Origin of the sequence: Nocardia sp. BMG51109, from assembly GCF_000526215.1 — a bacterium.
Taxonomy (GTDB): Bacteria; Actinomycetota; Actinomycetes; order Mycobacteriales; family Mycobacteriaceae; genus Nocardia.
Genome location: NZ_JAFQ01000004.1, coordinates 2,487,808 through 2,500,466, shown reverse-complemented (window position 1 = coordinate 2,500,466; position 12,659 = coordinate 2,487,808). Strand labels below are relative to the sequence as shown.

General features: G+C 70.8%; 10 protein-coding genes. 4 read left to right on the top strand and 6 right to left on the bottom strand.

What is annotated here, in order from left to right; all coding sequences use genetic code 11:
• Nucleotides 1–50: 50 nt before the first annotated feature.
• Nucleotides 51–836 carry an SDR family oxidoreductase gene (locus D892_RS0112785; protein WP_024801615.1) on the bottom strand — a complete coding sequence of 262 codons (786 nt, stop codon included), beginning with the start codon at nt 834–836 and terminating at the stop codon, nt 51–53.
• A gap of 285 nt (nt 837–1,121) precedes the next feature.
• Here D892_RS0112785 and D892_RS0112780 point away from each other — a divergent pair, with 285 nt between their 5' ends.
• From D892_RS0112780 to D892_RS0112765, 4 genes are all read left to right on the top strand, one after another.
• Nucleotides 1,122–2,537, top strand: coding sequence for a lipase family protein (locus D892_RS0112780; protein ID WP_024801614.1), 1,416 nt, complete (start codon nt 1,122–1,124; stop codon nt 2,535–2,537).
• A gap of 251 nt (nt 2,538–2,788) precedes the next feature.
• A complete protein-coding gene (trmB, locus tag D892_RS41040; protein ID WP_084161524.1) occupies nt 2,789–3,562 on the top strand; it encodes a tRNA (guanosine(46)-N7)-methyltransferase TrmB in 774 nt (257 codons plus the stop codon).
• A gap of 76 nt (nt 3,563–3,638) precedes the next feature.
• Nucleotides 3,639–4,424: an NYN domain-containing protein gene (locus D892_RS0112770; RefSeq protein ID WP_024801612.1), complete on the top strand. Its 786-nt coding sequence runs from the start codon at nt 3,639–3,641 to the stop codon at nt 4,422–4,424.
• Nucleotides 4,424–8,038: an MMPL family transporter gene (locus tag D892_RS0112765; RefSeq protein WP_024801611.1), complete on the top strand. Its 3,615-nt coding sequence runs from the start codon at nt 4,424–4,426 to the stop codon at nt 8,036–8,038. Before D892_RS0112770 ends, D892_RS0112765 begins: the two co-directional genes overlap by 1 nt.
• Before the next feature lie 26 nt (nt 8,039–8,064).
• On the opposite strand, the gene D892_RS0112760 is transcribed toward D892_RS0112765, so the two are convergent.
• The 5 genes from D892_RS0112760 to D892_RS0112740 form a co-directional block, all read right to left on the bottom strand.
• Complete coding sequence (locus D892_RS0112760; RefSeq protein ID WP_156959481.1) at nt 8,065–8,538, bottom strand: hypothetical protein; 474 nt, start codon at nt 8,536–8,538, stop codon at nt 8,065–8,067.
• 95 nt (nt 8,539–8,633) lie between these two features.
• Nucleotides 8,634–9,266, bottom strand: coding sequence for a DUF1707 domain-containing protein (locus D892_RS0112755; RefSeq protein WP_024801609.1), 633 nt, complete (start codon nt 9,264–9,266; stop codon nt 8,634–8,636).
• A 130-nt stretch (nt 9,267–9,396) separates the two neighbouring features.
• Complete coding sequence (locus D892_RS0112750; protein ID WP_051499642.1) at nt 9,397–10,029, bottom strand: response regulator transcription factor; 633 nt, start codon at nt 10,027–10,029, stop codon at nt 9,397–9,399.
• A gap of 62 nt (nt 10,030–10,091) precedes the next feature.
• A complete protein-coding gene (gene macS, locus D892_RS0112745; protein WP_024801607.1) occupies nt 10,092–11,270 on the bottom strand; it encodes a MacS family sensor histidine kinase in 1,179 nt (392 codons plus the stop codon).
• A gap of 81 nt (nt 11,271–11,351) precedes the next feature.
• Nucleotides 11,352–12,626, bottom strand: coding sequence for an AI-2E family transporter (locus tag D892_RS0112740; protein WP_369801821.1), 1,275 nt, complete (start codon nt 12,624–12,626; stop codon nt 11,352–11,354).
• Nucleotides 12,627–12,659 lie beyond the last annotated feature (33 nt).

The window sequence follows — 12,659 nt, the reverse complement described above, 5'->3', positions numbered from 1 at the left end:
TCACGGCGGCCGGGCCGCCCGACGCCACAGCGACCGGGCCGCCCGCCCGGTCACCGGGCGCGCGTGATGATCCGGTTGACGGCCCGAACCAGCTGGTTCGGCGCGTATTTCCCGGCCGCCGCCAGCACCTTGGCCTGCGCGCCGATCGAGTAGTGCACCCGCGGCAGCGGGCCCCGCCGCCGCGTCGCGCGCCAAATACCCTCGGCCACCTCGTCGGCGGTCAACCGCACGCCCAGCGATCGGGTCGAGGCGGTCCGCACGCCCGCGAGCATGCCGGTCGCGACGAACAGCGGCCAGATCGCCAGCACCCGGATGTCGTGGCGGTGCCATTCCAGATCGAGCGCCTCGGTGAGATTGCGCACCGCGGCCTTGGTCGCGCCATAGCCGGCCAGTTCGGCCTGGCCGTAGACCGCCGAGGCCGAGCACAGATTCACCACCTGCGCCCCGGGCGTATCCCGGAGGTATTCGAAGGCGGCGCGCGTACCGGCGATGACGCCACCCAGATTCACCGCCACGATCCGGTCGTATGCGGCCTGGTCGATGCTCTCGAACGCCCCCGCCCGCAGTACCCCGGCATTGTTGACCAGGATATCCAATCGCCCTGTCGCGGAATGGAATTCGGCCAGTCGCGCCCGCCACTGCGCGGCATCGGTGACATCCAGCACCCCGGTGCGCGCGCTGCCGCCGGCCGCGGTGATCTCGGCCGCGAGCCGTTCCAGTCCCGGCTCGTCGAGGTCGTAGGCGCCCACGTGATAGCCGCGCGCGGCGAACAGCAGTGCCGTCGCCCGCCCGATACCCGCGGCCGCCCCTGTCACGAAGATCGCCGGTTCACCCATGCGCGGCAGCATAGGCACCCGGCCCCCGGAGAGAGATACAGCACGCGCGACACCTCGGGTTCCGGCGCGTCACCGCAGGCCACAGGGACCGCGCCGGAGACTGGGAAACATCCGTACAACCGGGGTGCTCCACCTGTGGCACAGCACAATTCGATCTTCGGGCGAAGGCCGGGTGCGGACTCGTCACTTAGTGTGAAAGGGTCGGCCGCCGCCGAGGGGTGACTTCGGCGGTGTGGTTCGCGCGAACCGGCACGGCAGACCGCGGGGATCCGAAGGAAGGTTGCGATGACCATCACGGACGTCATCGGGAGAGTCGGCGGCGGGACGGCCGGCCTCGTCGGGCGAGCCGACGCGGCGTTCGACCGGGTCGCGGGGCGTGCCTCCCGGCGGCCACTGCCACCGTCACGGGATCCGTTCTTCCGGCCACCCGCCGATCTCGCCGCGCATCCTCCCGGCACCGTGCTGCGCAGCCGTCGCGTCCGGATCGGCCTGTTCGGCCTCGTTCCGCAGCGCGTGCGCGCCTGGCAGCTGGCCTACCGCAGCAACGATCTGCACTCCCGCCCGGAACTCGCCGTCACCACCGTGCTGCTGCCCGACGACGACCTCTCGAACCCCTCGGATATCTCGGATATCTCGGCCGGGCGCCCGCTGCTGGCCTTCCAGTCGGCGGTCGACGCGGTCTCGGAGAAATGCGCGCCCTCGTACGCCCTGCGCCTCGGCGCCCTCGTGCCGGGCTCGATCACCCAGCTGGAATACCTGTTGCTGGCGGGCGCCCTGCGGCGCGGCTGGGCGGTGAGCATCGCCGACCACGAGGGGCCGCACGGCCACTTCGGCGCGCCGCGCGAACCCGGCTACCGCGCCCTGGACGGCGTCCGCGCGGCGCTGCGCTTCGCCCCGCTGAACCTGTCCGCCGACACACCGGTCACGGTGTGGGGGTATTCGGGCGGCGGCATGGCCGGCGCGTGGGCGGTGGAGGCGGCGCACACCTACGCGCCCGAACTCGACGTCGTCGGCGCGGCGCTGGGTGCTCCGGTCGGCGATCCGGGCCGGGTGTTCGTGCGGCTCAACGGCGGTCGCTACGCCGGCTTCCCGGCCATCGTGATCGCCGCGCTGCGCACGATCTATCCCGCGGTGCGCCGCGTCCTCGACGAGGACATCACGCCCGCCGGACGGCAGCTGCTGAACCGTGCCGCGCGGCTGACGCCGCTCCTCGCGCTGCCGCTGCTGTCCCATCGCGACGTCGGCCGCTACCTGACCCGGCCGCTGGCCGAGGTCCTGGCCGAACCGGAGATGCGGGCCGTATTCGACGACCTGCGCCTCGGCACCGCCGCGCCGCACTGCCCGCTGCTCGTGATCCAGCCGCTGAGCGACCGGATCATCCATGTCGACGACGTGGACGCGCTGGTGGCCGACTACCGGCGCGGCGGCACCCCGGTCCGCTATCTGCGCGACCGCCTCAGCAGTCATTTCTCCCTGCTGCCGCTCGGCACGCCGCTCGTCCTCGACTGGCTGGCCGACCGGATCGCGGGACGGCCGGTGACGGATGCCACAACGCGAACCGTCCGGTCGGTGGCGGCCTCCCCGGCGAGCCGGCGCGGCCTCCTCGAAATGGCAGGCACCGCAACGCGTGTGGTGCTCGGCCGGCCGCTGCGCCGGCGAACCGAACCCGCCCCGCGCCCCGCCGACACCCTGGCCGCCTGATTCGCGCGCCCGGTCGGTCGGTGCGGTCGATTGCTGCGCTAATCATGGAGTACTGGACAATAGGAGCCGTGAACGACGCCGCGAACCCCACCGCCGGGAGCGACGGGCCTGGTCGAAAGGCCGACGCCACCGGCAGCCCGCGCAGCCACCAGGGGCCCCGCGGCCGGCACGCGGAGACCGCCGGAATCGGCCACGGCAGCACCGCCGGAATCGGCCACAGCAACACCGCCGGAACCGGCCACACGGAACGCATCGAGACGGCGGGCGGCGACCGGCCCCGGACCGCGGTTTCCGCACCGGCGGGACACCCGACCGGCTCCCGCCTCTACCCGCGGGTGACCAGCTTCCGGTCCCGCCGGGGCGCGATCACCCCGGCCCAGCAGCAATCCTGGGAGCGGACCTGGCCGCGCATCGGGCGCGAGGTGTCCGACGATCCGCTCGACACCGCCGCCTGGTTCGGCCGCGAGGCACCGCTGATCGTGGAGATCGGTTGCGGCACCGGCACCGCCACCGCCGCCATGGCGCTGGCCGAGCCGCAGTTCGACCTGATCGGCATCGAGGTCTACAAGCCCGGCCTGGCGCAGCTGGTGCAGCGCATCGAGCGCGAGGGCATCGAGAACGTCCGGCTGCTGCGCGGCGACGCCGTCGACGTTCTCGAAAACATGATTGCCAAGAATTCGCTGACCGGCGTTCGGGTCTTCTTCCCCGATCCGTGGCCGAAGGCTCGCCACCACAAACGGCGATTACTGCAGCCGAGCACGATGGCCCTCGTCGCCAGCCGCCTGAAGCCCGGCGGCGTGTTGCACGTCGCCACCGACCACGCCGACTACGCCGAGCACATCGCCGCGGTCGGCGCCGAAGAACCCCTGTTCACCGGCATGAACGAGGCGACGGGGGGCGACCCGGCCGCCTGGCGTTCGGGCGCGCCGATCGGGCTCGAACGCCCGGTCACCAAGTTCGAAAGCAAGGCACATCGGACCGGAAGCGTCATCACCGAGCTCGTTTGGGGGAAGATCGACGCATGAGCGAGCGCAGCGAGCGATCAATTAGCTCGGCCGTGGCCACGATCATGACCGGACCGAGCGTCAGCGAGGCCCGATCATGAGCGTCAGCGAGATGACCCCGGAGGTCATGGATGTCGCCGGAATAGTGCACGGCACCGCCTCGGGGCCGAGAGGAGACGCCGAGCCGACCGGCACCACCGCCGTCGGCGCCGCGGGCATCCCCGGCCCGACGGGCAACGCCACCGACGTGCGCCGGGTGCTGCTCGTCTGGGACGCCCCGAATCTCGACATGGGCCTGGGCGCGATCCTCGGGGGCCGACCCACCGCCGCCTACCGGCCGCGGTTCGACGCGCTGGGCCGGTGGCTGCTGGCCCGCACCGCCGAACTATCGGTGGGCAGCGTGCAGCGCGTCGAGCCGGAGGCGACGGTGTTCACCAATATCGCCCCCGGCACCGCCGATGTGGTGCGGCCGTGGGTGGAGGCGCTGCGCAACGTCGGCTACGCCGTCTTCGCCAAGCCCAAGATCGATGAGGACTCCGACGTCGACAGCGACATGCTGGCGCATATCGAATTGCGCCGCGGCGGTGCCGGACTGGCCGGCATCATGGTCGCCTCCGCCGACGGCCAGGCCTTCCGCGAGCCGCTCGAGGAGCTCGCGGGAAGCGGAATTCCCGTGCAGGTGCTGGGTTTCCGCGAGCATGCCAGCTGGGCGGTGACGTCCGATATCCTCGAGTTCATCGACCTCGAGGACATCCCGGGTGTGTTCCGCGAACCGCTGCCCCGGGTGAGCCTCGACTCGCTGCCCGAAGAGGGGGCCTGGCTGCAGCCCTTCCGGCCGCTGTCGGCCCTGCTCACGTCCCGCCCCGCTCAAGGAGTCGCTTAGTGTTCACCCGCTGGGGCGACCTGGTCTACAGATTCCGCTTTCTCGTCCTCGGTGCAGTCGTCGCCGCCCTGCTCGGCCTGGGCGGTTACGGCTTCGGCATCGAGGATCATCTCAGCGCCAGCGGCTGGGATGATCCGACCTCGGAGGCGACGCAGGCGGCACAGCTCAAGGACGAGGCATACGGCCGCGACCACACGGGCGACGTGCTGCTGCTCTACACCGCCCCGGACGGGAAGACGGTCGACGACCCGGAGTTCAGCCGCAAGATCACCGACAGTCTCGGCAGACTGCCACAGCGGTACCCCGACCAGATCGACAGGATCAACTACGCGTACTGGCGGGCCGCCGGCGGCCAGTGGACCTCGACGGGCGTCGCCTCCCCGGACAAGAAGGTCACCTTCGCCTCCCTGGCCATCAAGGGCAACAACGACACCGAGATGGTGAACAACTTCCGGAAGGTGAAGGACGTCTTCGCCATTCCCGGAGTGGACATCCAGGTCGCCGGCCAGCAGGCGGTGTCCGGCACGCTCAACGACACCATGGCCCAGGACCAGAAGCGGATGGAAGTCATCGCCATCCCGGTCGTCGCGGTCCTGCTGTTCTTCATCTTCGGCGGCATCGTCGCCGCGGCGATGCCGCTGATCGTCGGCGGCCTGACCGTGCTCGGCGCCAACGGCATAGTCATGGCCATCACCAAGTTCACCGAGGTGAACTCGTTCGTCAGTCCGGTCGTGTCGATGATCGGGCTCGGCCTCGCCATCGACTACGGCCTGTTCATAGTCAGTCGTTTCCGCGAGGAACTCGCCGAGGGGTACAGCACCGGCGCGGCGGTACGACGATCGGTGATGACCGCCGGCCGCACCGTGGCGATGTCGGCCACCATGATCATCGCGGCCAGCGCCGGCATGCTGCTGTTCCCGCAGGGCTTCCTGAAGTCGGTGGCCTACGGCACGATCGCCACGGTGCTGCTCGCGGCGCTGACCGCGCTCACCGTGCTGCCGGCGATCCTCGGCATCCTCGGCAAGCGCGTGGACATGCTGGGGCTCAAGTGGTTCCGCAAGACCAAGACCGCCGAGGAGATCGAGAACAGCTTCTGGGGGCGCGGCACCCAGTGGGTGATGAAGCACCCGCTGAAGGTCGCGATCCCGCTGTGCATCCTGCTGCTGCTGTTGATCATCCCGGTGAAGGACCTGAAGTTCGGCGGCATCAGCGAAACCTATCTGCCGCCGGACAATTCGACCCGCCTCGCGCAGGAGGAGTTCGACGAGCTGTTCCCGCAGTACCGGTCGAACCCGCTGCAGCTGGTCATGGTCACCGACAATCCCCGCGAGATCTACGGCGTCCTGCAGCAGGCGAACGAGGCGCCGGGGCTGGCCGAGAAGTTCAAGACGCCGGACAACCCGCCGAACGACTCCAACGTGTGGACCACGCAGACGTCGCTGGTCGACGCCGACACCGAAACCGCCGACGAGGCCATCGAACATCTGCGGCAGGACGTCGCGGTGCCCGACGACATGCAGTTCCTGGTGACCGGCCAGCCGGCCATCCAGAAGGACAGTATCGACGCGCTGCTCGACCGCATGCCGCTGATGATCGCGCTGGTCGTGCTGGTCACCACGCTGCTGATGTTCCTGACCTTCGGCTCGCTGGTGCTGCCGATCAAGGCGGCGCTGATGAGCGCGCTCGGCCTCGGCTCCACGCTCGGCATCCTGACCTGGATATTCGTCGACGGCAACGGGGCGGGGCTGCTCAATTTCACGCCGCAGCCGATCATGTCGCCGGTGCTGGTGCTGATCATCGCGATCATCTACGGCCTGTCCACCGACTACGAGGTGTTCCTGCTCTCCCGCATGGTGGAGGCGCGAAGTATGGGCGCCAGTACCACCGAGGCGGTGCGTTCCGGCACCGCGCAGACCGGTCGCATCATCACGGCCGCCGCGCTGATCCTGCTGGTGGTGACGGGCGCGTTCGCATTCTCGGATCTGGTGATGATGCAGTACATCGCGTACGGCATGATCGCCGCGCTGTTCATCGACGCCACCGTGCTGCGCATGCTGCTGGTGCCGGCCACCATGAAGCTGCTCGGCGACGACTGCTGGTGGGCGCCGAAGTGGATGAAGAAGATCCAGCGCAAGATCGGCCTCGGCGAGCCCATCCTGGACGACGAGCGTCCGGGCACCGACGATCTGGTCGACCTGGTCAAGACCACTCCGGTCACCGATCCGGTGACCCAGCAGATCCCCGTGATGCCCGACGGCACCCCGGCCAAGCCCGCGCGCCGGAAGAAGAAGCCCAAGCGCGCCCGGCGCCTGGAGGACGTGGACCCCGAGGCGCCCACGCAGCGTCTCGGTGAGATCGAGGACGAGGCCGATCCGCAGGACGATTCCGGTCCCGAAGGTGGTGCGGTGCAGGCATATTCGAGCGCCTCACCGACGGGCACGGCGGCGGATGCGCCCGAGCCGAATGCTCCCGCGACGACACCGCAGGCGAACTCCCCCTCGAGCACCCCGCCGTCGGGCACGGGTCGCTGGCTGAATTTGGGTGGCGCGCAATCGAAGCCGTCGGCAAGCGTGGGATCGCCGGATTCCCGTACGGCGCAACAGCGTTCGTCGTCGTCCGATCCCGGTGAGCCGCCGCAGGGGCTGATCGCGCCGCAGACCACGCCGCAGACGAACCTGAAGCTGCCGCGGGCGATCGAGCCGCAGTCGGGCGTGATCGGGATGACCCCGAACCCGAATATGCCGCAGGGCGAGGCGGATTCGCCGGAGCCGCCGTCGGCGCCGCCGCGGCTGTCCGGGGCGCTGCCGCCGGACGTGCCGACACCACCGGCGGGGCAACCGGTCGTGCCGCCGCGGCGCCCGGCCGAGCCGACCCGGCCGCCGGCGTCCTTCACACCGCCCGCCGCGCCGGAGCCGCCCGCGACTTCGGCCTGGTCGGCCGCGCTACCGCCGGATGCCTCGACCCCGCCGGCCGGACAACCGATGTCGGCACCGCAGCATCCGGTCGAGCCCCCTGCCGCACCGCCGATGCCGAGCGTGTCCACGCCGCCGTCGGTGTCGATACCGCGCTCGCCGGTGCCGCCGCGCATCGTGCCGCCCCGCGCGCCGGATGCGTCCCGCCATGCGGATCCGGACTCGTCCACCGGCCCGGCACCGCGCTCCGGCGACGAGTCGACGCAGCCCACCGGCCCGGTCGACACCACGTACCGCACGCTCCCGCCGGAGCAGCCGGTCGCACCGCATCCGGCCACCAGGGCCCAGATGTTCCACCCGCACGAGGCCAGGGAAGACGAGGCCGGGCAGCACGAAGCCGGGCAATACGAAGCCGGGCGATACGAAGCCACAGCGCACGAGACGGACTCCCCCGCACCGCATTCCGCCCCGGACAAGCCGTTCGCGAATCCGGAGCGGCCGGCGGATACGGCCGGACCGCAGGCCCAGCACACGGCGCTCGATCAGCCCGACCTGTCCGACCGCAGCAGCATCGAACAGTGGATGGCCGGCCTGCGCTCCTCTCGCCGCCGCCCCGACCAGCCGGACGAGGGCGAACAGCACGACACCCCGGGCCGCACCGTGAGCGTCAACGAGCTGCTCCGCCGCCAGAACCGCGACTGAGCAGTATCGGGGGCGGCCGGAGGCCGTCATCGGGTGTTACCGGCGGTTGCCGGTCCGGAGTCACTGCCGGGAACGATGTCACCGGAACCGTTGTCGCGCAGCAGGATGCGTTCGACAACCCGGAACGGAGGGGCGGGCATCGGATCGTGCGTCGCGTCGGTGAGCAGCTCGACGGTCTCGATACCGAGGTCCGCCAGGATGTTGCGGGCCGTCCGGATGTCCTCGTGGTCGACGCGATGCCCGGCGCCCGGACCGTCGGCGAAACCGATCGCCCGGGACGGCCTGCCCGCCAGCATAATTCGAGCGTCTCCGGCTCGCCGCGCCGGACTGGTCCGGCGGCGATACTCGATCAGGCCGGCGAGCGACACCGCGGGAAGCCGACCGGCGCGACTGAGCGCCGGCAGCTCGGAGGCGCCCGCCGGACCGCCGTCCCGGCCGTGCACCAGGCACAGCACGCCGGGGCCGACGGTTTTGCGGCAGGGAGCCGGCCCGCCGGGCACGCGCCCTGCGAACAGAGATGTGCGAGAACCTGTCTCGGCGTAACGCCCCGTCGAACGGAGCGGGTGTGACCGGGGCCGACGACGGCAGGCAGCGATCAGAATCCGGACATCAGGCGTCGGAACTGCGCCGCGAACGGCTGCTTGGCGGTGACGGATCCGAAGCGCAGCCGCCCCGTCACCACCAGGTGCAGTGGGCCGTACGGCGGGCCCGTGCGCACCTTGTTGTTCGCGCTGGAACCGATCAGGTCCAGTCCGTTCAGATCGACGGTGGCCTCGGCCGGCACGATCAGCGTCAGCGAACTGCAGAAATCGTCCACTCGCAGCTCGACCACCTGCGTCGACATCACCGCCTGGGTGAAATCGAGACTCACCCCGGACAGCTGGCTGCTCAGATGGAGCACGGGCGGAACCTGCCACCGGCCCTTGCGGTTCACGCTGGACAACCGCGTGCGGATGGTGTTTCCGGAGGGGGCCGGCGCCGGGCGGGCCCGGTCGAACGAGGGCCGCTCCGGCATCGGCGGTGCCTGATTCGGCTGCCCCTGCAGGCGGATACCCGGCAGGTCGACCAGCACCGCGTTCAGCTCGCCGCGGGTCTTGGCGGCCAGCGCGGTATCCATGCGCTCGGTGAACTCGCCGAGCGACAACATTCCGAGGCCGACCGCACGCTGCAGCAGCATCCCGACATGCTCGCGCTCGGTATCCGATACCCGCAGATCCCGGTCGCCCACCGCGCCCCCGGGCTCCGGCACCGACCGCGCTCCCGGACTCGATATCCCCGGGGTGGAAACCGTCTCACCGCCCATGCGACCGAGGGTACCGACGGCGGTGCCGCCGCACATCAGGGCAATCCCTGATCTCCTACTCCAGCCCCTGCTCGATCGCGTAGCGGGTCAGCTCGACGCGGTTGGCCAGCTGCAGTTTGCGTAACGTGGCCTGGACGTGGTTCTCGACCGTGCGGTGGCTGAGGCCGAGCCGGGTGGCGATCTGCTTGGCGGACAGGCCCTTGGCGACCAGGCGCAGCACCTCGGTCTCCCGCTCGGTGAGCGCCGGACGGTGCGGCTCGTCGCGCTCGGCGGGCGCGTTCGCGATGCGACGGTACTCGCCCAGCACCAGACCGGCCAGGCCCGGCGTGAACACCGCCTGACCCGCCGCGGTGGCGCGCACCGCATCGACCAACTCCGCGGCCGAGGCACTCTTCACCAGGTAGCCGGTGGCACCGGCCTTGATCGCGTCCAGCACGTCGTCGCGTTCGGCCGAGGCGGACAGCACCAGCACCCGGCTGCCGGGTGACACCCGCAGAATCTCGGCGGTGGCGTGCACGCCGGTGCCGTCGGGCAGCTGCATATCCATCAGGACGACCGCAGGACGCGCGGCGGCGGCCCGGCGGGTCGCCGCACCGACCCCGTCGGCGGTGGCGATCACCCGGAAACCCGCCTCGGCCAGATCGCGGGAGACCCCGTCCCGCCACATGGGGTGGTCGTCCACCACCATCACCGAGATGTCCTCGGCGGCACCGCTTTCACCTTCCGAGCTTTCGCCCGCTGAACCTTCACTCACCGATCCACCTCCCGTTCCTCGGTGTTGCGCGGCACCCGGAACTCCCATTCCGTGCCGTCGTCGGCGGTCAGCAGTTCCGCCACGCCGCCCAGTGCCTCGATGCGACCGACCATCGAGCGCGACACACCCATCCGGCCCTCGGCGGCGGCATCGGCGAGCCGCCCCGGAGCGATGCCCGGGCCGTCGTCGCGAACGCTGACCAGCACAGCATCGCCCACATCCTCGAGCAGGACATAGGCTTTCGCGCCCGGTCCGGCGTGCGCCGCGGTATTCGACAGCGCCGCGGCCACGGCGGCGGCGATCTCGCGGGCCATCCGCTCGCCGAGCAGCACCGCATCGCCGGGTGTCGAGACGAAGATCGACGGAGCCGTCTGCGCCGTCAGCAGCGGGCGCAGATCGACCTGTGCGCCCAGGGTTTTCGGCCGCTCGCCCTGTTCTGAGACGAGCACCCGCAGCGCCACCTCCTGCTCACCGGCGCGCTGCGCCAGTTCCGCCGTGCTGCCGCCGATTTCGGTGCCGCGGCGCTTGATGTAGCTGAGCACCTGCAGGACTCCGTCGTGCACCTCGCGCGCCAGCCGCTCGCGTTCCTCGGCGGCGGCCGTCAGGCGCACCGCGGCCTGCAGCTGCTGCTGGGCGCGCCGGGCGGTATTGGCGGCCAGGCCGATGGCCAGTCCCACCGACACCAGCACCGGCGCGGTGGCATCGGACCACAGATCGAGTTCCCACTGGGCGCGCACGACGATGCTCACCGCGGAGATCAACACACCGGACGACACCCCGCCGGCGGGACCCCACAGGATGGCCGCCGACATCACCGCGTTCGCGGCCCACAGCGTGGTGGGCAGCGTCTGGTGCCCGTGATACCAGTCGTAGTCGGCGACCAGCCGGGTCGATGCCATCAGCGCGATCACCACCGCGTGGTCGCCGAGCACCACCACCGTGCGCCGCCGCGCCGAGCCGGGATCGGCCCACCGCGACAACGGAATCGCCGAGACCACCGACCAGACCACCAGCACTCCGATGAGCGCCCAGCTGAGGCCGGGATGGCGGTAGTTGTCCACCGAAGCGATCTGCTGACCGACCGCGTACAGCACCGTCACCAGCCGGAAGGCCTGCGCCGCCCGCCACAGCGGGGCGGTGGCGACCGTATCGCGCTCGCGTTCGGCGCTCGCCATCACCGGCCTCCCGCCCCGGGTGCTTCCGGCACCCACCGACGCCCGGCGAGCGCGGCCGCGCCGGACCCGGGGCGAGATCGCTCAGCTGTCGCCCGCACTATTCGTCCCCCCACGATCACTGCCTGTTCCCCGGCTGCCACCCGGCGACGCCTCATCGTCTCCGGGCACGTCACCGCTGCCCCGCCCGGCCTCGGCGAGCCGATATTTCCCCTTCTCCGCCGTATCCGCCTCGGCAGGGAACATCGGCTCGTCCGCCCGCCCCGTATTGAGCTCCTGGTACAACTCCTCGGGCGTGTCGGCGAACAGCGAGCGGATCGCCGTGTTGAGCACCGCGACGAACGGCACCGCGAGCAGGCCGCCGGCGATGCCCGCCAGCACCACGCCGGCGGTGATCGCCAGCACCACCGCCAGCGGATGGATCCGCACCGCCCGGCCCAGCAGCAGCGGTTGCAGCACATGGCTTTCCAGCTGCATCACCGCGATCGTGATACCGAGCACGATCAGCGCCGTCACCAGGCCCTTCGTCATCAGCGCCAGGAACACCGCCACCGAGCCGGCCAGCACCGAGCCCACGATCGGGATGAACGCGCCGATGAACACCAGGGAGGCCAGCGGCAGCGCCAGGGGCACGCTGAGAATGGCCAGGCCGGCGCCGATACCGATGGCGTCCACCGCCGCCACCACGACCGTCGCGCGCACGAATCCGATCAGCGTGCCGAACCCCAGCTGACCGGCCCGGCGCACCCGCTCGCGCTGCTCGGTCGGGATGACCCGGGTGACGTACTGCCAGATCTGGTCGCCGCCGTAGAGGAAGAAGATGGTGATGAACAAGGTCAGGAAGATGCCGGTGAGGAACTCCCCGACCGCGGCCGCGGTGGTCAGCGCGCCGCTGGTGAGCGAGTCCTGATTGCTCTCCAGGGTCTTGATGATGGTGTTGCCGCCGCTGCGGATCTGATCGTCGCTCAGGTGCAGCGGGCCGTTGATCAACCAGTCCTGAATCGTCTGGACGCTGGTCTTGAACTCGTCGGTCAGCTGCGGCACGCCGCTGACGAACTGCTCGATGACGAAGGTGAAGATGCCCGCCAGCAGCCCGAGCGAACCGATCAGCGCGACGAGCACCGCGATCGAGCGGGGCAGCCCCATCCGCTGCATCCAGTCCACCAGCGGTGACAGCAGGGCGGCCAGCAGCAGCGCGATGGCCAGCGGGATGACGACCGTGGTCAGCCGGTGCGCGAGATAGGCGACGGCCAGCACGGCGACCAGGATGATCAGCAGTCGCCAGCACCATTCGGCGGCCTCCCGCACCAGGGGATGCACCGCCTCGGCGGCGCTGCGCGCCGGACGCTCCCGCACCACCGTGGCCCGCCCGGCCGGCTCCCCCGCCGTGTC

Coding starts and splice junctions, on each gene's coding strand:
- D892_RS0112785 (WP_024801615.1), bottom strand. CDS start 836: ATGGGTGAACCGGCGATCTTCGTGACAGGGGCGGCCGCGGGTATCGGG.
- D892_RS0112780 (WP_024801614.1), top strand. CDS start 1,122: ATGACCATCACGGACGTCATCGGGAGAGTCGGCGGCGGGACGGCCGGC.
- D892_RS0112770 (WP_024801612.1), top strand. CDS start 3,639: ATGAGCGTCAGCGAGATGACCCCGGAGGTCATGGATGTCGCCGGAATA.
- D892_RS0112750 (WP_051499642.1), bottom strand. CDS start 10,029: ATGGTGGTGGACGACCACCCCATGTGGCGGGACGGGGTCTCCCGCGAT.
- macS (WP_024801607.1), bottom strand. CDS start 11,270: ATGGCGAGCGCCGAACGCGAGCGCGATACGGTCGCCACCGCCCCGCTG.